This is a genomic window from Pimelobacter simplex (genome assembly GCF_024662235.1).
Lineage (GTDB): Bacteria > Actinomycetota > Actinomycetes > Propionibacteriales > Nocardioidaceae > Nocardioides.
This window is the reverse complement of sequence record NZ_CP096276.1, coordinates 3118288-3141671: the sequence shown is the minus strand read 5'-3', so window position 1 is coordinate 3141671 and position 23384 is coordinate 3118288. Positions and strand designations below refer to the sequence as shown.

General features: G+C 72.2%; 24 protein-coding genes. 19 read left to right on the top strand and 5 right to left on the bottom strand.

What is annotated here, in order from left to right; translation table 11 throughout:
- Positions 1-8 precede the first annotated feature (8 nt).
- The 9 genes from M0M48_RS15430 (at position 9) to M0M48_RS15390 (ending at position 9737) form a co-directional block, all read left to right on the top strand.
- Complete coding sequence (locus M0M48_RS15430; protein ID WP_215817212.1) at positions 9-686, top strand: ribonuclease HII; 678 nt, start codon at positions 9-11, stop codon at positions 684-686.
- Between the two features lie 10 nt (positions 687-696).
- Positions 697-1005, top strand: coding sequence for a DUF2469 domain-containing protein (locus M0M48_RS15425; RefSeq protein WP_215817211.1), 309 nt, complete (start codon positions 697-699; stop codon positions 1003-1005).
- A gap of 131 nt (positions 1006-1136) precedes the next feature.
- Complete coding sequence (locus M0M48_RS15420; protein ID WP_257751824.1) at positions 1137-2888, top strand: hypothetical protein; 1752 nt, start codon at positions 1137-1139, stop codon at positions 2886-2888.
- Between the two features lie 168 nt (positions 2889-3056).
- Positions 3057-3476 (top strand): TadE/TadG family type IV pilus assembly protein, encoded by a 420-nt coding sequence (locus tag M0M48_RS15415; RefSeq protein ID WP_215817209.1) that lies wholly within the window; start codon positions 3057-3059, stop codon positions 3474-3476.
- A 1-nt stretch (position 3477) separates the two neighbouring features.
- Positions 3478-5274 (top strand): hypothetical protein, encoded by a 1797-nt coding sequence (locus tag M0M48_RS15410; RefSeq protein WP_257751823.1) that lies wholly within the window; start codon positions 3478-3480, stop codon positions 5272-5274.
- 129 nt (positions 5275-5403) lie between these two features.
- A complete protein-coding gene (locus M0M48_RS15405) occupies positions 5404-5769 on the top strand; it encodes a YraN family protein (RefSeq protein ID WP_215817207.1) in 366 nt (121 codons plus the stop codon).
- A complete protein-coding gene (locus M0M48_RS15400) occupies positions 5769-7442 on the top strand; it encodes a YifB family Mg chelatase-like AAA ATPase (protein WP_257751822.1) in 1674 nt (557 codons plus the stop codon). The genes M0M48_RS15405 and M0M48_RS15400 overlap by 1 nt, the downstream gene beginning before the upstream one ends.
- Positions 7439-8704, top strand: coding sequence for a DNA-processing protein DprA (dprA, locus tag M0M48_RS15395; RefSeq protein WP_257751821.1), 1266 nt, complete (start codon positions 7439-7441; stop codon positions 8702-8704). The genes M0M48_RS15400 and dprA overlap by 4 nt, the downstream gene beginning before the upstream one ends.
- Before the next feature lie 58 nt (positions 8705-8762).
- Positions 8763-9737, top strand: a complete 975-nt coding sequence (locus M0M48_RS15390) for a tyrosine recombinase XerC (RefSeq protein WP_445323386.1) — start codon at positions 8763-8765, stop codon at positions 9735-9737.
- Between the two features lie 23 nt (positions 9738-9760).
- Here M0M48_RS15390 and M0M48_RS15385 read toward each other — a convergent pair whose 3' ends face one another.
- Positions 9761-10525, bottom strand: coding sequence for a M23 family metallopeptidase (locus M0M48_RS15385; protein WP_257751820.1), 765 nt, complete (start codon positions 10523-10525; stop codon positions 9761-9763).
- Between the two features lie 489 nt (positions 10526-11014).
- Between M0M48_RS15385 and rpsB the strand changes: the two genes are divergently transcribed.
- The 8 genes from rpsB to M0M48_RS15345 all read left to right on the top strand — a co-directional run bounded on the left by rpsB (position 11015) and on the right by M0M48_RS15345 (position 17954).
- On the top strand, positions 11015-11947 hold the full coding sequence (rpsB, locus tag M0M48_RS15380; RefSeq protein WP_257751819.1) for a 30S ribosomal protein S2: 933 nt from the start codon (positions 11015-11017) through the stop codon (positions 11945-11947).
- A gap of 51 nt (positions 11948-11998) precedes the next feature.
- On the top strand, positions 11999-12808 hold the full coding sequence (tsf, locus tag M0M48_RS15375; RefSeq protein ID WP_215817204.1) for a translation elongation factor Ts: 810 nt from the start codon (positions 11999-12001) through the stop codon (positions 12806-12808).
- 194 nt (positions 12809-13002) lie between these two features.
- Complete coding sequence (locus M0M48_RS15370) at positions 13003-14187, top strand: SPFH domain-containing protein (RefSeq protein WP_257759246.1); 1185 nt, start codon at positions 13003-13005, stop codon at positions 14185-14187.
- Position 14188: 1 nt separating this feature from the next.
- Positions 14189-15445: a hypothetical protein gene (locus tag M0M48_RS15365; RefSeq protein ID WP_215817202.1), complete on the top strand. Its 1257-nt coding sequence runs from the start codon at positions 14189-14191 to the stop codon at positions 15443-15445.
- The gene (locus M0M48_RS15360) at positions 15442-15720 is read left to right on the top strand and encodes a hypothetical protein (protein WP_215817201.1); all 279 of its coding nucleotides are present in this window, start codon (positions 15442-15444) and stop codon (positions 15718-15720) included. Before M0M48_RS15365 ends, M0M48_RS15360 begins: the two co-directional genes overlap by 4 nt.
- 34 nt (positions 15721-15754) lie before the next feature.
- A complete protein-coding gene (gene pyrH / locus M0M48_RS15355; RefSeq protein WP_215817200.1) occupies positions 15755-16468 on the top strand; it encodes a UMP kinase in 714 nt (237 codons plus the stop codon).
- A 27-nt stretch (positions 16469-16495) separates the two neighbouring features.
- Positions 16496-17050 carry a ribosome recycling factor gene (gene frr, locus M0M48_RS15350; RefSeq protein WP_075018772.1) on the top strand — a complete coding sequence of 185 codons (555 nt, stop codon included), beginning with the start codon at positions 16496-16498 and terminating at the stop codon, positions 17048-17050.
- A 28-nt stretch (positions 17051-17078) separates the two neighbouring features.
- Positions 17079-17954: a phosphatidate cytidylyltransferase gene (locus M0M48_RS15345; RefSeq protein WP_257751818.1), complete on the top strand. Its 876-nt coding sequence runs from the start codon at positions 17079-17081 to the stop codon at positions 17952-17954.
- Here the strand turns inward: M0M48_RS15345 and M0M48_RS15340 are convergent.
- The 4 genes from M0M48_RS15340 to M0M48_RS15325 are packed head-to-tail and all read right to left on the bottom strand — an operon-like array spanning position 17939 to position 21555.
- Positions 17939-19060, bottom strand: coding sequence for an aminotransferase class V-fold PLP-dependent enzyme (locus M0M48_RS15340; RefSeq protein ID WP_257751817.1), 1122 nt, complete (start codon positions 19058-19060; stop codon positions 17939-17941). The two genes, M0M48_RS15345 and M0M48_RS15340, sit on opposite strands and share 16 nt — an antisense overlap.
- Positions 19057-19857: a tryptophan 2,3-dioxygenase gene (locus M0M48_RS15335; RefSeq protein WP_257751816.1), complete on the bottom strand. Its 801-nt coding sequence runs from the start codon at positions 19855-19857 to the stop codon at positions 19057-19059. The genes M0M48_RS15340 and M0M48_RS15335 overlap by 4 nt, the downstream gene beginning before the upstream one ends.
- A 10-nt stretch (positions 19858-19867) precedes the next feature.
- On the bottom strand, positions 19868-21130 hold the full coding sequence (locus M0M48_RS15330) for an RNA polymerase sigma factor (protein ID WP_257751815.1): 1263 nt from the start codon (positions 21128-21130) through the stop codon (positions 19868-19870).
- Positions 21127-21555 (bottom strand): YciI family protein, encoded by a 429-nt coding sequence (locus tag M0M48_RS15325; protein WP_257751814.1) that lies wholly within the window; start codon positions 21553-21555, stop codon positions 21127-21129. Before M0M48_RS15325 ends, M0M48_RS15330 begins: the two co-directional genes overlap by 4 nt.
- Positions 21556-21705: 150 nt before the next feature.
- On the opposite strand from M0M48_RS15325, the gene M0M48_RS15320 reads away from it, so the two are divergent.
- Together M0M48_RS15320 and rlmN are read left to right on the top strand one after the other, a co-directional pair.
- Positions 21706-22074, top strand: a complete 369-nt coding sequence (locus tag M0M48_RS15320; protein ID WP_215817194.1) for a hypothetical protein — start codon at positions 21706-21708, stop codon at positions 22072-22074.
- A gap of 50 nt (positions 22075-22124) precedes the next feature.
- On the top strand, positions 22125-23243 hold the full coding sequence (gene rlmN / locus M0M48_RS15315) for a 23S rRNA (adenine(2503)-C(2))-methyltransferase RlmN (protein WP_215817193.1): 1119 nt from the start codon (positions 22125-22127) through the stop codon (positions 23241-23243).
- The last annotated feature ends 141 nt before the right edge of the window (positions 23244-23384 follow it).

Sequence of the window (23384 nt, the reverse complement as noted above, 5' to 3'; positions counted from 1 at the left end):
CGGAGGGCATGTCCACCCTGCCCAAGGGCGCGACGGTACGGCGCGACGCCGGCCTCTACGGCTACGAGCGGGCGCTGCGCCGGCACGGCTTCGAGCCCGTCGCCGGCGTCGACGAGGCCGGCCGCGGTGCCTGCGCCGGGCCCCTGGTGGCCGGCGCGGCCATCCTGCCCGCCGGCAAGGCCGGGATCGTGCCGGGCCTGGCCGACTCCAAGCTCCTCACCGCCGCGGCCCGCGAGCGCTGCTACGACCAGATCGTGCGGCGCGCGCTGGCCTGGTCCGTGGTGGTGATCCCGCACGACGAGTGCGACCGGCTCGGGATGCACGTCGCCAACGTCGAGGCGCTGCGCCGTGCGGTCGCCAAGCTGGCCCTGCCCGCGTCGTACGTGCTGACGGACGGGTTCCCCGTCGACGGCCTGGGCGTGCCCGGCCTCGCGGTCTGGAAGGGCGACCGGGTCGCGGCCTGCGTCGCCGCGGCATCGGTGCTCGCCAAGGTCACCCGCGACCGGATGATGGTCGAGCTCGACGAGCAGTGGCCGGCGTACGACTTCAAGACCCACAAGGGCTACATCACGGCCACCCACACCGCCGCCCTCGAGGAGCACGGCCCCTCGCCGGTGCACCGGATGCGGTTCGTCAACGTACGACGCGCGGCGGGACTGGAGCCGCTGCCGGGTGACGAGGGCTAGGGTTGGTCCCGTGAGTGCCGAGGAGCTCGAGAAGTACGAGACCGAGCAGGAGCTGAACCTCTACCGGGAGTACCGGGACGTCGTCGGCATCTTCAAGTACGTGGTCGAGACCGACCGCCGCTTCTACCTCTGCAACACCGTCGACGTGAAGGCCCGCTCCGAGGGCGGCGACGTGTTCTTCGAGGTCACCATCACCGACGCCTGGGTGTGGGACATGTACCGCCCCGCGCGCTTCGCCAAGAACGTCAAGGTGCTGACCTTCAAGGACGTCAACGTCGAGGAGCTCGCCACCTCCGACCTGGAGCTCCCCAAGTCCTAGGACGGGCGCCGGGACCTACGTCCTGAGTTCGGCGCACACCGCTCCGTTCCGGCCTCCCGCGGCCGACACTGTCCGTGACAGGTGCTCGGGGGGCGAGCGCCTGCGTCGTGGCAGGCAGCGGGGGAGGCGCCATGCGACGTACGGACGAACGCGGCGCGGTCATGCTGCTCACGACGCTGCTGATGTCGGTCATGCTCGTCAGCTCCGCGTTCGCGGTCGACCTGGGGCTCCAGCGCGTCGCGCGCTCGGACGTGCAGGCGCTGGCCGACGTGGTCGCGCTCGACCTCGCGCGCAGCATCGACGGCCGTACCGTCGAGCAGCTGCGCCCGGTGCTCGACGCGCAGCTGCCGCTGAGCCGGCAGCGCAACCAGACCGTGCTCGGCCGTGACGTGCCCGAGCTGACCTACCGGCTGGGCGTGATCGACAGTGCCGGCGCCTTCGAGGAGCGCACGACCGGCGTACCGAGCGCCGTGCAGGTCGCCGCGCGCACGGACGTCGACTTCGCGTTCGCCGCGGTGCTGGGCACCGACCACGGCTCGGCCCGCCGCCAGGCCGTCGCGGCGAGCTCGTCCACCGCGTGCTTCCGGCTGGGCACGTTCGCCGCCGCCATCCGGTCGGGGGACAGCACGGTCCTGGCTCCGCTCAACGACCTGCTGGGCGTGAACCTCGACCTGGTGAGCTACCGCGCGCTCGCCGACGCCGACGTACGGCTCTCGCAGCTCACGGCGGTCAGCAGCATCGGCAGCCCCGAGCACCTGCTGACCGGCAGCATCGCGTACGCCGACCTGCTCCGCGCGACGGCCGAGGCGCTGACCCGCGAGGGCGGCGGTACCAACGCGGTCGCCGTCCAGGCGCTCAACAAGCTCGCCTCGTCGAGCACCGCCGCGACGGTCGGGATGATCAACCTCGCGAACGTCCTGCACGTCGCGCCGACCGACCGGGCGGCGCTCGAGGTGGCGCTCAGCGTGCTCGACATCGTCGGCTCGGCCCGGCTCGCGAACGGCAGGTACTTCCTCGGCGTGCCCAACATCCAGGCCCAGGTGCCCGGCGTGGGCTTCCAGTTCACCGGCGGGATCTCGCTCGTCTCCGCTGCCGAGCTGGCCTGCGGGATGCCGAACACGACGCAGGCGACGGCCCGCACGGCGCAGCTCGACGGCGCCGTCGGCATCGCCTTCACCAACCTGCCCAGCCTCAACGTCGCGGGGATCGGCACGCTCCAGACGGCCAAGGGCACGGGCTCGATCGCCGTCGTGGCGGGGGACGGGACGGGCGCTCTCGTCGCGCCGCCGAGCATCCGCTGCGGTGCCGGCACCTTGGCCGACCCGTCGAGCTTCGGGGTCGACGTCTCGACCGGGCTGGCGTCGTACACGATGACGGTGGACCTGAGCGCCGGCGGTGACGTCAAGCTGACCGACCTGATCGGTCTCAACCTGACCAGCGTCCTGGTCGACCTGCTCGGCAACATCCTCACGCTGGGAAACAAGATCTCCGTCGAGGTGGGCGTCAAGCTCACCATCGGCACCAGCCGGACGCCGTCCCACAGCACGGTTCCGGTGGCGATCCCGCCCAACGACAAGACGCCGGTCAGCACCGGCGGATCGGTGTTCCTCGACGTCGCGGGCGTCGTGCCGACCATCACCGGCGTCAAGCTCAACGGCAAGGTGGTGCCGGTGCTCAGCCAGGTCACCGCGCTGACGAACCCGATCCTCAACGAGCTCGTCGTCGCCACCGGGGGCTTCGTGAAGAAGTCGCTCACGCCGCTGGTCGACAACATCAACGAGAAGTTCATCGGGCCGGTCGCCCGGATGATCGGGCTGCGCCTCGCCGGTGCCGACGTCTACGGCGTGGGCGTCACCTGCGGCATGCCGCGGCTGGTCGGCTGACCCGGCTCGGGGGCCGCCGTAGTCCCAACGGACTAGGGCCGCTCGCTCGTCCGGGTCGAATGACCCAGGATTCGTCCCCGACGGTGAGATCCGCCACTACTGTGTCCCCAACGCCGCTCGGGGGCGTCATGGGAGCGAGCGCGGGGAGGCCGGCCGATGAGGCGTTGTGTGCTGCGAAGGCGCGTTCCGTCGCGCCCTGACGCGCGGGGTGCCGCGGCGGTCGAGTTCGCCCTGATCCTCCCGGTGCTGATGATCATCGTCGTCGGGATCATCAACTACGGCGACATGCTCAGCGTCCGCCAGTCCGTCAGCCAGGCCGCCGCCGAGGGCGCCCGCGCCGCCGCGGTCACGACCGGCAGCGACAGCGACAAGACCACCGCCGCGATGAGCGCCGTCAGCGGCGCGCTGTCCGCGCAGGGCAAGACCTGCACCAGCAACTGCAAGGTCACCCTGGCGCCCTGCGTCGGCGAGACCTCCAAGCAGTGCGCGACCGTCACGGTCGAGATCGCCTACAAGGGGATCATCCCCGGGTTCGGGCTGATCCTCCCCGACAAGCTGAAGTACACCGCGGTCGCGAGGGTGAGCTGACGTGGCGCCGCGACGGCGTACGGGGCCTCACGCCGGCGACGAGCGTGGCGCGAGCGCCGTGCTCATCGCGGCGCTGCTCTCGGTGGTGCTCATGGTGTCCGCGGCGTTCGCGGTGGACCTCGGCCAGCAGCGCGTCGTACGGCGGGACGTGCAGGCGGTCGCCGACATGGTCGCGCTCGACATGGTGCGGCTGCTCGACGGGCGCAAGGCGAAGGACTACACGGCGACCGCGTTCGACGACGCCAAGAAGCTCAGCCTGCAGCGCAACAGCAGCGCGCTCGGTGGGGAGCTCAAGCCGGCGGACGTCTCGTGGACGTTCGCCGTCCCGGGCAGCACGGCCGGCACCTGGACGACGGTCGCGTCGAACGCCGACACCGTGCCCACCGCGATCAAGGTGACCGCCAAGTCGCAGACCGGCTTCGCCTTCAGCGGGTTCACCGGCGTCAGCGAGGGCGGCGCGACCCGCACGGCCGTGGCGCGCAACGAGGAGTCGGCCTGCTTCCGGGTCGGCTCGTTCATCGCCTCGCTCGACAGCGGCCAGAGCACGCTGCTCAACCCGATCCTCAGCGCGCTCTTCGGGAGCACCGTCAACCTCGACCTGATCGGCTACAAGGGGCTCGCCGGCGCCAACGTCTCGCTGCTCGACCTCGTCAACCTCGGCGGGCTCGGCGTCGGGTCGGTCGACGAGCTGCTCAAGCTCGACGGCGTCGAGGTCGCCAAGATCTTCGTCGCCGCCGCCAAGGTGCTGGAGAACCAGGGCAAGCTGGCGGCCGCCAACATCCTGCGCGCCATCACGGTCTCGGCCGCGACGCCCAAGATCGCGATCGCCGACCTGATCCAGGCGGCACCGGGCGCCTCGTCGGCGCTCGACGCCTCGCTCAACGTGCTCGACCTGATCACGACCGCGGCCTTCGTCGCCAACAAGAACCACGCCGTCGAGATCCCCAACCTCGGGATCACCCTGCCCGGCGTGGCCAGCGTGACCACCAGCCTGACGGTCATCGAGCCGCCGAAGCCCAAGTGCGGCCCGGTCGGCACGGAGTCAGAGACGGCGCAGATCTCGCTGCGGCTCAACGCGCACATCAACCCGCAGTCGATCCGGGTCGGGGTGCTCGACACCTCGGTCGACGTCGGCGCGATCGACCTGGCCGTCTCGATCGACCTGGGCAAGGCGATCGCCAAGCTCACCAAGGTGACCTGCAACGTCAACGGGCCCGACAGCCTCCAGGTGGCGCTGAAGTCCGGCGTCGTGGGCGGGATCAGCATCACCGCGAGTGCCGGGGTCAAGGCGCGGGTCAATCCCGTCGGCGGCCTGCTCGACAGCATCCTGGGCCTGCTCGGGCTCAACAGCCTGCTCAAGCCGCCGTACCTGACGCTCGACTCGTCGGTCTCGATCAACGCCGGCTCGCCGTCGCTCTCGGGCTACAACAAGACGGTGACCGTGCCCATCCCCGGCGGCTACACGGTGCCCAGCGGCAGCGGCTCGGGCGCCCTGATCGGCCCGGTCAGCATCGACCCGGCGATCAACACCGACCTGGTGCTCCACTACTGGGACGGGCTGCTGATCCTCGGCAGCTGGAAGGAGCGGCACATCACCGATCCGCTCAACACGGTCTTCGACAGCGTGCTCCGGCCGCTGGTGAGCACCCTGCTCAGCGCGCTGGTGAACCCACTCGTGAGCACCCTGCAGACCGCGCTGATCGGCCCGCTCGGCAAGCTCCTCGGCCTGCAGGTCGGCGGCGCCGACGTGTTCGCCATGCCGACCCCGACCTGCAGCGGCCCCAAGCTCGTCGGCTGACGTCCCACCCGCCCCACCCGTCCCGGACCTCGCCACCTCCCGTCCACAGCCCCCGCTCCCGGGACGTTCTCTCCCCAGGTCCGCACCGGCCCCTGTGCCGCCCGCGCCCTCCCCGCCGACGCTGGGGGCATGACGACAGCACAAGCCCGGCACGCGATCGGGGCATACGGCGAAGCGGTGGCGGCCCGCCACCTCGGTGACCTCGGGCTGGTGGTGCTCGAGCGCAACTGGCGCTGCGACGAGGGCGAGCTCGACCTCGTCCTGCGCGACGGACCGGTCCTCGTGGTCTGCGAGGTCAAGACCCGCTCCTCGCTGGTCGCCGGCTCCCCGCACGAGGCGGTCACCGCGGCCAAGCTCGCCCGGCTCCAGCGGCTGGGGGAGCGCTGGGCCCGCGAGCGGGGCCTGCGGCCGGCGGGTCTCCGCATCGACCTCGTCGCGGTCCTGCGCCCCGAGCGCGGACCCGCGGTGGTCGACCACGTCCGGGGGCTGTGCTGATGCCGTTCGCGACCGCCCGCTGCGTCGCGCTCGACGGAGCCCGCGGCCACCTCATCGACGTCCAGGCCGACGTCTCGCCCGGCCAGGCCAATGTCGTCCTCGTGGGCCGCGCCGACACCGCGCTGCGCGAGGGCATCGACCGGGTCCGGATGGCGATCACCAACAGCAACCTCACCTGGCCCGCCACCAAGCGCTCGACGATCCTGCTCTCGCCGGCCGACCTGCCCAAGTCCGGCACCCAGTTCGACCTCGCGATGGCGTTGGGCGTGCTCGCCGCCGACGGCCAGGTCGAGCACGAGGCGCTGCGCGGCACCGTCTTCCTCGGCGAGCTGACCCTCGCCGGCGGGCTGCGGCCGGCGATCGGGGTGCTCCCGATGACGCTCGCCGCGGCCGAGCGCGGCATCCGCCGGGTCGTCGTACCGGAGCCGCAGGCCGCCGAGGCCGCCATGGTCCCCGACGTCGACGTGATCGGCGCGCGCTCGCTCGCCCAGGTCGTCGCGCTCCTCGCGGGCGAACCCCCGCCCGACGCCCCTCCGGTCGCCGCCCTCTCCGGCGCCCACCTGATCGGCTGGCGCGGCGACGAGCGCCTCGACGAGGTCGACCTCGCCGACCTGCGCGGCATGCTCGACGAGAAGTACGCCGTCGAGGTCGCGGCCGCCGGCGGTCACGCCGTCCTGCTGACCGGCCCCAAGGGCTGCGGCAAGACCAGCCTCGCCGAGCGGATCCCGACGATCCTCCCTGACCTCACCACCGAGGAGTCGCTCGAGCTCACCGCCCTGCACTCCCTGGCCGGCGTCCTCGACCCCGGCCAGGGGATGCTCGTGCGCCCTCCCTTCGCCGCACCCCACCACGACGCGAGCAAGGCGAGCATCATCGGCGGCGGCCTCGGCCGGGTGCACCCCGGAGCGCTGAGCCGTGCTCACTGCGGCGTGCTCTTCCTCGACGAGTTCCCGCTCTTCCGCAGCGACGTCATCGAGGCCCTGCGCCAACCCCTCGAGAGCGGCGAGATCACCATCGCCCGCCGCGACGAGTCGGTCACCCTCCCCGCCGCCGGCCTGCTCGTCCTCGCCAGCAACCCCTGCCCCTGCGGCAACTGGCGCCCCCACGCCCGCTCCAACCGTTGCGCCTGCGCCGAACGCGTCCGCCGCGCCTACCAGGCCCGTACCGCCGGCCCCATCGCCGACCGCATCGACGTCCTGCGCCAGCTCCAACCCGCCTCACCCGCCAGCCACGACCCCTTCCGCCCGCCCGAGCCCTCGGCCGCCGTACGTGCTCGGGTGACCGCGGCCCGCGACCGCCAGCTCGCCCGCTACGACGGCCACCCCTGGCGCCTCAACTCCCAGGTCCCCAGCCCCCGCCTCAAGGACACCTGGCCCGTCTCCGCCCCTGCCCAGCGCCTCGTCGACGCCGAGATGTACGCCGGCCGCCTCAGCGCCCGCGGCGCCGTCCGCGTCCAGCGGCTCGCCTGGACCGTCGCGGACCTCCTCGCAGTTCGCACCGGCGTCGACGTCACTCCCGGACGCGCGGAGGTCGAGGTGGCGCTCCGGCTGCGGTTCGGGTTGCCGCTCGAGATGGGGACGCTGCGGCCCGAGGCCCGCGAGCCGGAGCCCGATCTCCTTCCGGCTCAGCCCGGGCTCGTCGCGGTTCCCAGCGACGTGGAGCGTGCCCGGTGAGCGCTGTCGATCCCCTCGGTCCGGCGGCCGCGCCGCCCGCGCCGACCGCGCCGCCCGTGGCTCCCACGCCGCCCGTGGCTCCCGTGCCGACCCGGGCCGGCGTGGCGGCTGCCCCGGCGACCGCCGATGCCGACGCCGAGCGCCTCGCCCGCGCCACCATCAGCCTGGTCGTCGAGCCCGGGGACGTCCGCTGCCTCGCACTGACCCGCGAGCTGGGCGGCGTCGCCTTCCTGGACGTCCTGCGCGAGCACCCCGAGCTCCGCGCGGAGTTCGCCGCCGCGGCCGGCCGGCTCGCGACGGTGGAGCCGGAGCGGGTGCTCGAGCAGTCCGCGCGGCGCGGCATCCGGTTCGTCGTACCGGGGGACGAGGAGTGGCCCGCCTCCCTCGACGACCTCGCCGGAGCGGGCTCCCTCCAGGAGCGCGGCGACGTACCGGTCGGCCTCTGGGTCCGCGGCCCCCTGCGTCTCGACCGCCTCGCGGCCAGCGTCGCCGTCGTCGGAGCGCGGTCCTCGACGTCGTACGGCGACCAGGTCGCCGCCGACCTCGCCGCCGTCGTCGGCGCCCACGGCCGCCCGATCGTCTCGGGCGCCGCCTTCGGGGTCGACTACGCCGCCCACCGCGGCGCCCTGAGCGCCGGCGCACCCACCGTCGCGGTCCTCGCCTGCGGCGCCGACCGCGCCTACCCGGCAGCCCACCGTCCCCTGCTCGCCCACCTCGCCGAGAACCACGCCGTGGTGTCGGAGGCGCCACCCGGATCCGCGCCCTTCCAGATCCGCTTCCTCGCCCGCAACCGGATCATCGCCGCCCTCGGCCGCGGCACCGTCGTGGTCGAGGCGGCGCTGCGCAGCGGCGCGCTCCACACGGCATCGTGGGCCGAGCGCCTCCACCGCGTCGTCATGGGCACCCCGGGACCGCTGACCAGCGCTGCTTCCGAGGGCGTCCACCAGCTCCTGCGGGGCGGGGGAGCGGTCCTGGTGACGGGTGGCGCCGACGTGCTCGAGCTGCTCGGCCCGGCCGGTGAGGACCTCGTGCCCGTCCGACGTGGCCCGGAACGCCCCCGCGACCGGCTCACCGTGCGTGCCCGCCAGCTCCTGGACGCCGTACCGGTCGCCGTTCCCGCCCCGACCTCCTCGATCGCCCTCGTCGCCGGCCTGCCGCCCCAGGAGGTCGAGCAGCTGCTCCAGGGGATGCGCCAGGACGGCTTCGTCGAGCGGTCGCCCGCAGGCTGGCGCCTCGGGCCGCAGGGGATCGAGCGAAGGTGAGATCGCGACCGAGGCGTGTCCGGCCGCCCCCACCGCCGCTGGCGCCTACGATCGGCAGGTGGCGACGGAGCGGACCAGCGCGGACGCCGGAGCGCCGGACGACGCCCCGGCCGAGGACGCGCTGCCCGAGGCCTTCGCCCGGGTCCTGGGCGACTACGAGCGGCACCTCGTCGCGGAGCGCGACCTCGCCCCGCACTCGGTGAAGGCCTACCTCGGCGACATCGCGGGCCTGCTCGACCACGCCGGCCGCCTCGGTCTCACCGACATTGCCGAGCTGGACCTCCGCAGCCTGCGCAGCTGGCTGGCCAAGCAGCAATCCCTCGGCCTGTCCCGTACGACGCTCGCCCGCCGCGCCACCGCCGCCCGGGTGTTCACCGGATGGCTGGCCCGCAGCGGCCGGACCCCCACGGACGTCGGCTCGGCGCTCGTCTCGCCCCGGCCGCACCGCACGCTGCCGGACGTCCTGCGCGTGGACGAGGCCAACGAGCTGATCGCTGCCGCGACCGGCCTCGCCGACGACGGCAGCCCCGTCGGCGTGCGGGACGTCGCGATGCTCGAGCTCCTCTACGCCACGGGCGTCCGCGTCGGGGAGCTGTGCGGGCTGGACGTCGACGACGTGGATCGCGACCGCAACGTCATCCGGGTGTTCGGCAAGGGCCGCAAGGAGCGGACCGTTCCCTTCGGCCACCCGGCCGCCGCCGCCATCGACCGCTGGCTCGCCGCCGGCCGCCCGCAGCTCGCCCGGACCGGCTCGGGCCCGGCGCTCTTCCTCGGCGCCCGCGGAGGCCGCATCGACCAGCGCGCCGTCCGCACCCTCGTGCACCGCCGCCTCGCCGACGTACCGGGAGCGCCTGACCTCGGCCCGCACGGTCTCCGCCACACTGCGGCGACCCACCTGCTGGAGGGCGGCGCGGACTTGCGGTCGGTCCAGGAGCTCCTGGGCCACGCCTCTCTGGCGACGACCCAGCGGTACACGCACGTCACGACCGACCGCCTGCGCCGCGCCTACCAGCAGGCCCACCCCCGAGCCTGAGCCCGCGACGCCCGGCCGCTCGATCAGGGCCTGGCGATCGCCGCCGCACCGAGCCGGGCAAGCGCCCCCACCACCCCCGTACGACGTCCGGTGCTGCCCGGCCCCACCAACCCCGGCCTCTCACCCGTGAGCGGGAGCAGGCGCACCGGTCCAGCGAAGCCGACGAGCCGCAGCGGGTCGAGGTAGGTCCGGCCGGCGATCCAGCCCCAGTGGAGGCATGCGTGGGGGTGGCAGTGCGATCCCACGAGCTCGAGCCGACCCAGGACGCCTCCGGCCGCGACGGGGGTGCCGACGGCGAGGTCGGCGGAGGCGGCGACCGGCTCGTAGGTCGTCCGGGTCGCACCGTGGCCCACGACGACGACACCGCGGCCGGCGATCCGGCCGGCGAAGGTGACCTGTCCGGGGAGGGCGGAGCGGACCGGCTGTCCGGGGTGGCCGGCGAGGTCCACTCCGCGGTGGCCGGCGCCGTAGGGGAGGTCCGGCGGATCGAACCCGTGCACGACCTGGGGGACCGGGGCGAGGGGCCAGACCCCGGTCGGGTCCGACGCTCCGGCATCCCGGTAGCCGGGCGGCCCGGATGACGACCCCGCACCGGCCAACCCAACCGGCCATGCGGGAGCCGCAGGAGCCGCAGGAGCAGCGGGAACCGTGGGCCCCAGGGCGAAGCTCAGCGCAGGAACCAGGGCGAGGACCGCGAGGAGGAGCACCCGCGGGGCGAGAAGGCGCCGCGTCGGCGCGGTGCAGTCGGGAGCGGGCCGGGAGCGGGAGGAGAGAGCGGGCGCAGTCATGGATCGAGCCTGGGCCGGATGAGCCGGACCGGGGAGCGGGGTGGTCCACGCCTGTGGAGGAACTGTGCACGGCAGCCGCCTGTGGAGAGCGGGCGGCTGACTCAGTGACTGCCGAGGCTGCCGAGACGGCCCGAGACGGCCCGAGACGGCCCGAGACGGCCCGAGACGGCCCGAGACGGCCGCGACGGCCGAGACGGCCCGCCCCGACCCGACCGCCCGACCCACCTGCCACACGCCCGACCCGCCACCCCGCCCCGCCCCGCCAAGGCCACAATTGGCTCCCACCCCACCCAACGCCGTACGCTGGACGTACCGGTCCGCCCTGGGCCGGAATTCGCTCGTCCGCAGACCACGACGGGGCCACTCCGGTCCCGATCGCCCGTGGGCGTCGATCCTCAGTCCGTTCGAGGGGCTCGCTGAGCCCGGCAGAACGGTCGGATCGCGCGCAGACGACAGGACCAACTGAAAACCACACAGGAGAGAACCACCATGGCTGTCGTGACCATGCGCCAGCTCCTCGAGAGCGGCGTCCACTTCGGACACCAGACCCGTCGTTGGAACCCGAAGATGAAGCGATTCATCCTCACGGACCGCAACGGCATCTACATCATCGACCTGCAGCAGTCGCTGGCCTACATCGACCGCAGCTACGCGTTCGTCAAGGACACCGTGGCCAAGGGCGGGACGATCATGTTCATCGGCACCAAGAAGCAGGCGCAGGAGTCGATCGCCGAGCAGGCGACCCGCGTCGGCATGCCGTACGTCAACCAGCGGTGGCTGGGTGGCATGCTCACCAACTTCTCGACGATGAACCAGCGGATCAACCGCCTCAAGGAGCTCGACGAGATCGACTTCGACGACGTCGCGGGTTCGAACCGCACCAAGAAGGAACTGCTGCACATGCGGCGGGAGCACGCCAAGCTCGAGAAGACGCTGGGCGGCATCCGTGACATGGCCCGCGTTCCCTCCGCCGTGTGGATCGTCGACACGAACAAGGAGCACCTCGCCGTCGAGGAGGCGCGCAAGCTGCGCATCCCGATCATCGCGATCCTGGACTCCAACTGCGACCCGGACGACGTCGACTTCCCGATCCCGGGCAACGACGACGCGATCCGTGCGGTCGGCCTGCTGACCCGGGTCATCGCGGACGCCGCTGCGGACGGCCTCATGGCGCGTTCGGGTGCCGGTTCGGCCAACACCGCTGCCGAGGAGCCGCTGGCTCAGTGGGAGCGCGAGCTGCTCGAGGGTGACGCCACCCCGGCTGCTGAGGCCACCGAGGCTGCCGAGGCCCCCGCTGCCGAGGCTGAGGTCGCCCCCGAGGCGCCCGCCGCCGAGGCCGAGGTCGCCGCCGAGGCCGAGGCCGCCCCCGAGGCCACCGAGGCCCCCGCCGAGGCTGCTGCCGACGCGCCGGCCGAGGCCTGAGCCCCGCCCCACCACCGAACCTCCTGACCCTCAGACCCGAAGAAGGGATCCATGGCTTTCACTGCTGCTGACGTCAAGAAGCTCCGCGAGCTGACCGGCGCCGGAATGATGGACTGCAAGAAGGCGCTCGACGAGACCGACGGCGACTTCGACAAGGCGGTCGAGCTGCTCCGCGTGAAGGGTGCGGCCAAGGCTGCTGCCCGGGGCGCCGAGCGCGAGACCTCGGCCGGCCTCGTCGCCAACCACGGCGGCGCGCTGATCGAGCTGAAGTCGGAGACCGACTTCGTCGCCAAGAACGAGGAGTTCATCAAGGCCGCCCAGCAGATCGTCGAGGCGATCGACGCGGGCAAGGCCGGGGACACCGAGTCCGCCAAGGCGCTGCCGCTGGGCGACAGCACCGTCGGTGCGGTCGTCGAGAACCTCGCGATCACGATCGGCGAGAAGATCGAGCTCGGCAACGTCGCGTACTTCGACGGTCCGGTCGCGGTCTACCTGCACAAGCGTGCGGCCGACCTCCCGCCGGCGGTCGGCGTCATCGTCGAGTTCGACGGCGACGAGGCTGCTGCCCGCGGCGCCGCGATGCAGGTCGCGGCCCTCAAGGCGCAGTACCTGACCCGCGACGAGGTCCCCGCGGACCTGGTCGCCTCGGAGAAGGACGTCCTGACCAAGAAGACGATCGAGGAGGGCAAGCCCGAGGCTGCCGTCGCGAAGATCGTCGAGGGTCGTCTGGGCGGCTTCTTCAAGGAGATCGTCCTGCTCGAGCAGGAGTCCGTGGCGGAGAGCAAGAAGACGGTCAAGGCCGTCCTCGACGCCGCCAACACGACCGTGAAGCGGTTCGCCCGCTTCGAGGTCGGCGCCTGATCGCTCACTGAGCACACCGACGGCCGGCGTCCACCCCAGGGTGGACGCCGGCCGTCCGGCTTTTTCAGCCGTCGTTCCGCCGCGACGGTGCCGTCCCAGGTTGTAGGTTTGACGGGTCCGGTCGACGGACAGGTGTCGTCGTGCGCCGCGCGCGTTGCGGGCGCACTTTCGTGTCAGGTGAAGGAGATCGTCAAGTGGGACTCATTCAGGCTGCGATCGGCGCGATCGGCGGCACGCTCGGTGACCAGTGGCTCGACTTCTACGGCGTCCCGGACGGCGTCACCTCGACCGTGGCGGTCTTCCCCGCCGTGGCCAAGGGGCAGAACGCCGGACGCGGCAGCAACACCCGCGGGTCCGAGGGTGTGATCACCAACGGCTCGAAGATCATCGTGCCCGAGGGCTACGGACTGGTCCTGCTCGAGGACGGCGCCTTCACCGGGTTCGCCGCCGAGCCGGGCGCCTACATCTGGAACTCCGACGACCCGGCCTCGCAGTCGGTCTTCTCCGGCGGCGGCCTGGTCGACTCGATCATCAAGCAGAGCTGGGAGCGCTTCAAGTTCGGTGGGCGTCCCTCCGCGCAGCAGACCGCGGTGTTCGTGACGCTCAAGGAGCTGCCGAACAACAAGTTCGGCACCCAGTCGGAGATCTACTGGGACGACGCCTTCCTCAACACCCAGGTCGGCGCGATCACCCGCGGCACCTACACGCTCAAGATCACCGACCCGCTGACCTTCATCCGCAACTTCGTGCCGGCCGAGGTGATCGGCGGACGCGCGAACTTCGACTTCACCGACATGGACAACCCGGCGGGGGAGCAGCTGTTCAACGAGGTCGTCGGCTCGCTCGCGCCGGCGTTCTCGATGTACACCAACGACCCCGCCAAGGGGAACCGGATCTCCCGCCTGCAGCAGGACTCCATCGGGTTCGCCCAGTCGCTCTCGGCCGCGGTCGAGCAGAACTACCAGTGGCGCACCGACCGCGGTCTCGAGATCGTCAAGACCGCGATCATCTCGATCGAGTACGACGCCAACACGCGCGAGCTGCTCAAGAACGTCCAGCGTGCCGACGCGCTGTCCGGCTCGCGGGGCAACTCCAACCTCCAGGCGTCGGTCGCGGCCGGCATCGAGGCGGCGGGCGAGAACGCCGGCCCCGGCGGCCTGATCGGCATGGGCATGGCGACCGGCGGCATGGGCCTGGGCGGTCTCCAGCGGGCGCGGCCGGCTGCCGCCCCGGCCGCTCCGGCCGCCCCCGCAGCGCCCGCGGCCCCGGCCGCCGACGACCCGATGGCGGTCCTCAAGCGCGCCAAGGAGATGCTCGACGCCGGCCTCATCACCCAGGAGGACTACGACGCGGCAAAGGCGAAGGCGCTCGGTCTCTGACATGTCCCAGGAGTCCGCTGAGCCGCAGCACCCGACCTTCGACGGGCCACCCCTGTCGCTGGAGGAGGAGCTGGCGGCCGCCAAGGCCGAGCCGGAGCCCACGCCGAGCATCGAGACTGTCAACGAGTCGCTCAAGGACGGCCTGAACCGCTGTCCCAAGTGCGGCTCGACGGACGTCCAGCTGCGCGGGTCGACGGGCATGCTCGTGTGCCTCTTCTGCCGCAACGAGTGGCAGGAGGCGCGCGTCGAGGAGGAGTTCGGCCTCGGCGAGGGCATCGACGAGCTCGAGGGCACGATCATCGCGAGCGGCGCCGGCGACATCGCCGCCGACGCCGCGGTGATGCTCACCTTCAAGTGCGAGGCCTGCGGGGCCGAGGTCGTCGTCGACACCGCGCACGCGCTCAACGCGCGCTGCCACTGGTGCCGGCACACGCTCAACGTCAACCAGCAGATCCCCAACGGCGCCGTCCCGGACGCCGTCCTGCCGTTCCGGTTGACCAAGGACGAGGCGGTCGAGAAGATCCGCGAGTTCGCCTCGAAGCGGCGGCTCTTCGCGCACAAGCGGTTCAAGAAGGAGTTCGTCCCCGAGAACGTCCTGGGCGTCTACCTGCCGTACCTGATCATCGACGCCCGCGCCGAGTCGCAGTACTGGGGCAAGGGCGAGGTCCAGACGCGGCGCTGGACCGAGAAGCAGGGCGACAACAACGTCACCTACTACGCGGCCGACGTCTACCAGGTCCAGCGCGGGGTGAGCTTCACCGTCGACGACCTGACCATCGAGGGCTCGACCGAGCGGGCGTCGTTCGGCCCGGCGAACACCAACAACATCATCAACGCGATCCTGCCGTTCGACACCAAGAACGCCGTGAAGTGGAACGCCAGCTATCTCGTCGGCTTCACCAGCGAGAAGCGCGACGTCAACGTCGAGGCGGTGCGCCCGGTGTTCGAGGAGCAGCTGCTCTCGATCGGCCGCTCCGAGGTCCGCGCCTCGCTGGGCCGCTTCGACCGCGGCGTGCGCTGGGAGCAGGAGAAGATCGACGTCGGCGGCTCGCGCTGGGTCTCGATGTACCTCCCGGTCTGGCTCTACTCCTACCGACAGGAGAGCAACGGCTTGCTGCACTACATCGCGGTCAACGCGCGCACCGGCGAGACCATGGGCAGCATCCCGGTCTCGCAGCCCAAGCTGTTGCTCGCGGCGTTCACGGTCGGCACCTTCCTCGAAGGCATCGCCGGCGCGATCCTGGTGGCGACGGCATGATCACCGACCTGATCCTGCAGTCGTCCAGCGGGGACGGCGGCCCGCTCTGGCTGCTCGCGGCGGGGCCGGCGGGCGGCGCGGCGACGTACTGGGCCTTCTACCGCTACTACCGCAACACCGACAAGTCCCACGCGTTCGAGCGTGACACCATCATCGCCGCCCAGCCGGTCACCGGCGGGGAGGACAAGGTCGACCACATCGGACGTACCCGAGCCTCGGAGATCGACGGCGACAACGGGGGCGACTACCGCCGCCGGGTCCAGCGGATCCGCTGAGCCGGGCGCGAGCCCGCCCAGGTAAGGTCAGCCCGTGCCCGGTTACAAGCGAGTCCTCCTGAAGCTCTCCGGTGAGGTGTTCGGCGGTGGCAAGGTCGGGGTCGACCCCGACGTCGTCCAGGCGGTGGCCCACGAGATCAAGGCGGTCGTGGACGCCGGCGTGCAGATCGCGGTCGTCACCGGCGGTGGCAACTTCTTCCGCGGTGCCGAGCTCCAGCAGCGCGGCATGGACCGGGTCCGTGCCGACTACATGGGCATGCTCGGCATCGTCATGAACTGCCTCGCGCTCCAGGACTTCCTGGAGAAGCAGGGCGTCGAGACGCGCGTGCAGACCGCCATCACGATGGGCCAGGTCGCCGAGCCCTACATCCCGCGCCGCGCGATCCGGCACATGGAGAAGGGCCGCGTCGTGATCTTCGGCGCCGGCATGGGCATGCCCTACTTCTCCACCGACACCGTCGCGGTCCAGCGTGCACTCGAGAGCCGCTGCGACGTCGTCCTGGTCGCCAAGAACGGCGTCGACGGCGTCTACAGCGCCGACCCGAACGTCGACCCCACCGCCACGAAGTACGACGAGCTGACCTACGACCAGGCGATCGCCGAGGGTCTGCGGATCATGGACCAGACGGCCTTCGCGCTGTGCGGCGAGAACAAGCTGCCGATGATCGTCTTCGGCATGGAGCCCGAGGGCAACATCCTGCGCGTCGTGCAGGGTGAGAAGATCGGTACGCGGGTCAGCGCGGGCTGAGCAGCAGCGAACGAAGGAGAACCGGTGATCAACGAGACGCTCAACGAGGCCGACCAGAAGATGGGCAAGTCGGTCGACGCGACCCGTGAGGAGTTCGCGGCGATCCGGGCCGGCCGGGCGCACCCGAGCATGTTCAGCAAGATCCTGGTGGACTACTACGGCACGCCGACACCGCTGCAGCAGCTCGCGTCCTTCACCGCCCCCGAGGCGCGCATCATCATCGTCGCCCCCTACGACGTGGGCGCGATCAACAACGTCGAGAAGGCGATCCGCGACTCCGACCTGGGCGTCAACCCGTCCAGCGACGGCAAGCAGCTGCGCTGCGTCTTCCCCGAGCTGACCGAGGAGCGCCGCAAGGAGTTCATCAAGCTCGCCAAGGAGAAGGCCGAGGGCGGCAAGGTCGCCGTGCGCCAGGTGCGCCAGAAGGCCAAGCAGGGCCTGGAGAAGCTCGAGAAGGACGGCGAGGTCGGCAAGGACGACGTCACCGGCGCCGAGAAGCGGCTCGACGGGCTGACCAAGAAGCACACCGAGGCCATCGACGAGATGCTCAAGAACAAGGAGGCGGAGCTGCTCGAGGTCTGACGACCCCGCGCACTCTCCGACTCCCTCGATGACGACACCGACGCCGTCCGACCCTGCCCCGACGAAGGACCACGGCCGGGCCGGCCGGGACCTCAAGGCAGCCGTCGGCTCGGCCGTCGTCCTGTTGTCCGCGATCGCCGCGTCGCTGCTGTTCTGGAAGCCGGCGTTCATGGTGATCGTCGCGATCGCCGTGGTGGTCGCGGTCTGGGAGCTCCGCAAGGGGCTCCTGGCCAAGGACATCGACCTGCCCGAGCAGCCGCTGATGCTGGGCGGCGTCGTGATGGTCGTCGTCGCCTACCTGTGGGGCGCGCCGGCGCTGGTCACCGCCACCGCGGTGAGCGCGCTGGTGGTCATGCTGTGGCTGCTGCGCCGCGGCATCGACGGCTACGTCAAGAACGCCACGGCCTCGGTGTTCGCGCTCGTCTACGTGCCCTTCCTGGGCTCGTTCGTGGCGCTCATGCTCGCCGAGGGCGGCCGCTCCGGCGGTGGTCTGGACAACCCCGGGGTCAAGGGCATCATCACCTTCATCCTGGTCACGATCGCCTCCGACATCGGCGGGTACGTCGCGGGCGTGCTCTTCGGCAAGCACCCGATGGCGCCCGTCATCTCCCCGAAGAAGTCGTGGGAGGGCTTCGCCGGCTCGGCGATCGCCACGGTCGGTGCCGGCATCGGCCTGGTGGTCTGGCTGTTCGAGGCCGAGTGGTGGATCGGCATCGCGCTCGGCCTGATCGCGGTCGTCATGGCCACGCTCGGTGACCTGTGCGAGTCGGTCATGAAGCGCGACCTCGGCATCAAGGACATGAGCCAGGTCATCCCGGGCCACGGCGGCCTGATGGACCGGCTCGACTCGCTGCTCGCCACGATCGCCCCGATCTGGTTGTTGCTGCACTACGCCGTCTTCTGAGCCGCTGCCGCTTCCCCCAGCGCCGCGATCGCGGCGGTGAGCTGGTCCTCGCGCAGGTACGGCGCCGGCCCGAGCCGCAGGAACGTCCCCCGGCAGTCGGTGCTCACGCCGCGCGCGGCCAGCGCGCGCTGGAGCCCGGCCGCGTGCGGGCTGCGCAGCGCGAGGAAGCCGCCGAAGCCCTCGGCAGGGGTCTCCCGGTCGCGGGTGACGAGGCCGGGCGGCAGGTCGAGGGCGTCGAACGCGGTGGTCAGGACGCCGCGCTGGTGCAGCGCGATCTCCCGCAGCCGCGGCGGCGTCAGCCCCTGCTCGGCGAAGAAGTCGAGGACCCGGGCCGCGCGGTAGTGGCTCGTCGGGTCGTACGTCGCGCCGGCCCACGGGTCGCGCTCGTCGGCGTACCAGCCGGAGACGAGGGGGCGCCGGCCCGCGGCGTGGGGCGGGAGGCGCAGGAAGCAGCAGCCCTCGCCGAGCTGGAGGTACTTGTAGCCGCCGCCGACCACCCACGCCTCGCCGAGACCGGCCGCGCCGAGCCCGAGCGGGACGACCCCGAGCTGGTGGTAGGCGTCGACCAGCAGCTCGGCCCCGGTCCGGGCGCAGGCCGCGGCGACGGCGTCGAGGTCGGCTACGACCTGGCTGGTCTCGTAGAGCACCGAGGAGACGACGACTGCGGCGGTGCGGTCGTCGACGGCGGCGGCGAGCCGCTCGGCGAGGGAGGCCACGGGGTGGGCGGGGACGTGGGCGACGTCGAGGCCGGCCGTGGCGAGGTTGTCGAGCAGGTGGCGTGCGGAGTGGAACTCGGCGTCGGTGGTGACGATCCGCGGCCGGGTGCGCAGGTCGAGCGCGGACAGGAACCGCAGGAGCAGGTCGTGGGTGCTCGCGCCCAGCGCGACCGTGCCGGCCGGGTCGTCGAGGAGCAGCCGGACCCCGGCGCGCAGCCGCTCGGCCTTGGCCTCCGCCCGGTCCCACTTGGCGCCGACCTCGCGCGCCGCGTCGTCGTAGGCCTCGACGACGCCCTCGCGGGCGACGTCGGGCCAGGCCTGGTGGGAGTGACCGGTCAGCAGCAGCCGCTCGGCGACCCGGAAGTGCGTGTAGTGAGCCGCCAGGCTCACATCTCGCTCCGGATCGCCCACAGGTCGGGGAAGAGCGCCTGCGTGACCGTGCTCCACAGGTACGCCGCGCCGGACGAGCCGCCGGTGCCGGGCTTGGCGCCGATGGTGCGCTCGACCATCTTGACGTGGCGGTAGCGCCACTCCTGGAGGCCCTCGTCGAGGTCGACCAGGCGCTCGGCGACCTGGGCGGCGCCGCTCTCGTCGGCGTACGCCGCCAGGAGTAGGCGCTGGACGTCGGGGGAGGGCTCCCAGGGGGTGCTGAGGTCGCGGTCGAGCGCGGCGGCGGGGACGTCGTACCCCTGGGTGGTGAGGTAGCGCAGGAACGAGTCGAAGACCGACGGGCGCGACATCGCGGCGGCGATCCGCTCGCGCCCCGCGCTGCCCTCGGGGTAGTGCTCGAACACGCGGCGGTCGCGGCGGCCGAGCGTCGCCTCGAGCTCGCGGAACTGCTCGGACTGGAAGCCGCTGGAGGCGTCGAGGCGGCCCCGGAAGCTGGTGAACTGGCGCGGCGTCATCGTCTCCAGGACGTCGACCTGGGCGACGGCGACCTTGAGGATCGCGCGGACCCGGCCGAGCGTCTGGAGCGCGCGCGGGGTGTCGCCCTCCTCGAGCCGCACCTGGAGGCCGGTCAGCTCGTGCAGCATCTGCTTGAACCAGAGCTCGTAGACCTGGTGGATCACGATGAAGAGGAGCTCGTCGTGCTCGTCCGAGCGGGGGTGCTGCGCGGCGAGGACGTCGTCGAGGGCGAGGTAGGTGCTGTAGGTCAGCGCCGGGTGCGGCGCGCTCTGCTCGGTCACCTGCCTACTCTCACAGGTCGGCCAGCTTCGCGGCCAGTACCGCGCGCTCGGACTCGTTGCCGCACAGCGCGAGCGCGTGCGCCAGCTCGGTACGGGCCTCCTCGGTGCGGCCCATCCGGCGCAGCAGCTCGCCGCGCACGCTCGGCAGCAGGTGCGAGCCCGCGAAGGCGCCCTCGGCGGCGAGGGCGTCGACCAGGGGGAGTGCGGGGCCGGGGCCGGCCGCCATGGAGACGGCGACCGCGCGGTTGAGCTCGACGACGGGGGAGGGCGCGATCCGGCCGAGGGCCTCGTAGAGCAGGACGATGCGGTCCCAGTCGGTCGCCGCGACGGAGATGGCACGGGCGTGGCAGGCGGCGATGGCGGCCTGGAGGCCGTAGGCGCCGAGCCCGCGGCCGACCCGCTCGGCGCGGTCGAGGGCGGCGAGACCCCGGCGGATCGCCGTACGGTCCCAGCGGCGGCGGTCCTGGTCCTCCAGCAGCACCGGGCGCCCGTCGGGCGCGGTCCGGGCCGGGAACCGGGCGGCGGTGAGCTCGAGGAGCGCCAGCAGGCCGTGGACCTCCGGCTCGTCCGGGCTGAGCCGGGCCAGGACCCGGGCCAGGCGCAGCGCCTCGCGGGCCAGGTCGACCCGGATCTGCGCGGTGCCGGAGGTCGCCGAGGAGCCCTCGGTGAAGATCACGTAGACCACGCTGAGCACCGCCCGGAGCCGCTCGCGCCGCTCCTCGGGTGGCGGTACGACGAACGGCACCCGCGCCGCGCCCAGCGTCTTCTTGGCCCGGGTGATCCGGGCCTGGACGGTCGCGGTCGGCACCAGGAAGACGCGGGCGATCTCGTCGCTCGTCAGGCCGCCGATCGTGCGCAGGGTGAGCGCGACCTGGGCCTCGGGCGAGAGCATCGGGTGGCAGGAGATGAACGCCAGCGCCAGCAGGTCGTCGTCGATCTGGTCGGGATCGGCCAGCAGGTCGAGGTCGCCGTCGTCGCCCGCCTCGGTCGCGCTCGCCAGGTCGCGCGCCAGGACGGCGTACCGGTCGTCGCGGGTGGCGCGCCGCCGGAAGCCGTCGACGGCGCGCCGCCGTCCCACGGTCAGCAGCCAGCCCGCCGGGCGCTCGGGGACGCCGTCACGCGGCCACGCCACGAGCGCCTCGGCGAACGCCTCCTGGGCGAGGTCCTCGGCGAGCGGGAAGTCGCCGACGTAGCGGGCCAGCGCACCGACGATCCGGGCGGACTCGATCCGCCAGACGGCCTCGACGGCGCGCCGGCCCTCGGCAGCGCTCACCGCTGGCCGGTGGCCTCGCGCCAGGCCCGCTCCTTGCGGATCCACTCGTTGTCCTGGGGGAACTCGTCGATCGAGGTGATCCGGCGGATCTCGGCCTTCATGCCCGGCCCGGACAGCGGAGCCCGGGCGGCCCACGCGGCGGCCTCCTCGAGCGAGGCGACGTCCACGATCCAGTAGCCGCCGAAGAGCTCCTTGGTCTCGCCGTAGGGACCGTCGGTGACGACCGGGGGCTGGCTGGAGTAGTCGACGACCACGCCCGTGGCCGGGTCGGGGTCGAGACCCTCGGCGGCGAGCAGGACGCCGGCCTGGATCATCTCGTCGTTGAACCGGCCCATCGCCTCCATGATCTCCTCGAACGGGACCTCGCTGGCCTCCCAGGCCGCCTGGGCCTCGTCGTTCGAGCGCATGATGAGCATGTACTTCATGGTGTCTCCTCGGTGTGCGGGGCCGCCCTCTGCGACCCTTTCACCCTTCGGTCGAACGGGGAACCGCCTGGATCGACACGAACCGCGAAGAACTTCGCGTGTGGGTCGCGTCACGCGTCATTGTGGGCAGGCCGCTACGATCGCCCGGACATGAGTGACGCAGACGAGGCCCGGGTGGGCGACCGCGAGGCGAGCGACGACCGGTCGCGTCGTCCCGACTGGTTCCACCGGGGACATCCGGTGTTCTTCCCGCTCGCGGGGTTCTTCACCGGCATGGTGTCGATCATCGTGGTCCCGGGGCTCTACGCCGCGATCATCAAGTGGATCGCCGGGTACAAGCGGGTCGAGGAGCTCTTCCCGTTCGTCCTCCTGCTGCTGGTCGTCCCGATCGGTCTGCTGGTGCCCCACCACACCCGGCGCTTCGGCCGCTACATGCTGCTCGGCATGCTCTCCACGCTCGTCGTCGTGGCGGGCGTCGGCGCCGCCGTCGGCTGGTACCTGTACCAGAAGGACACCTGAGCCGCCGCACGATTGGGCCAGCGCCTCGGGCGGTGGGAGAATCGGTGACGATGTCCGAGCCGAAGCCGCTTCCTCTCGTCCTCGCGGAACCGCGGGGGCGCAAGAAGCCACCCCGGCACCTCGCCGACCTCACCCCGGCCGAGCGCAAGGACCTCCTGGTCGAGATGGGCCTGCCGGGCTTCCGGGCCAAGCAGGTCGCGACCCACTACTTCTCGCGCCTGGCCGACGACCCCGAGCAGATGACCGACCTGCCGGCGGCTCAGCGGGCCGAGCTGGTCGACGTACTGCTGCCGGAGCTGATGACGCCGCTGCGCAAGCTCGAAGCGGACAAGGGCACCACCCGCAAGACGCTGTGGAAGCTCTTCGACGGCGCCCTCGTCGAGTCGGTCCTCATGCGCTACCCGGGCCGGACCACGATGTGCGTGTCGAGCCAGGCCGGCTGCGGCATGGCCTGCCCCTTCTGCGCCACCGGCCAGGGCGGCCTGCAGCGCAACATGTCCACCGCCGAGATCGTCGAGCAGGTCCTCGCCGGCGCCCGCGCGCTCGACCGCGACGAGATCCCCGGCGGCACCGGGCGGGTCAACAACGTCGTGTTCATGGGCATGGGCGAGCCGCTGGCCAACTACAAGGCCGTGATCGGCGCCGTGCGCCGCCTCACCGAGCCGGCCCCCGACGGCTACGGCATGTCCGCGCGCGGCATCACCGTGTCCACCGTCGGCCTCGTGCCGAGGATCAAGCAGCTCGCCGACGAGGGCATCCCGGTCACGCTCGCGCTGTCGCTGCACGCGCCGGACGACGAGCTGCGCAACGAGCTCGTCCCGATCAACACGCGCTTCTCCGTCGCCGAGACGCTCGACGCCGCCTTCGAGTACTTCTCCAAGACCGGGCGCCGCGTCTCGATCGAGTACGCCATGATGCGCGGCATCAACGACCACGCCTGGCGGGCCGACCTCCTCGCCGACCTGCTCAACGAGCGCGCGCACGGCTGGGTCCACGTCAACCTGATCCCGCTCAACCCGACCCCGGGGTCGAAGTGGACGGCGTCCGACCCGGCCGACGAGCGGGAGTTCGTGCGGCGGCTCGAGGCCAAGGGCGTGGCGACGACGGTGCGCGACACGCGGGGCCAGGAGATCGACGGGGCGTGCGGGCAGCTCGCTGCCAAGGAGTAGGCGCAACGTCCGCACAGCGCCGGACACGCCCCGAGTTCGGGTAGCCGTCAAGCAGGCCAGCGCAGCCCCAGATGGTGACTTGGCGTTCCCACGATCTCAGCGGCGATGCCAACACCTTCTCAAGCCACGCTTCATCCTCCT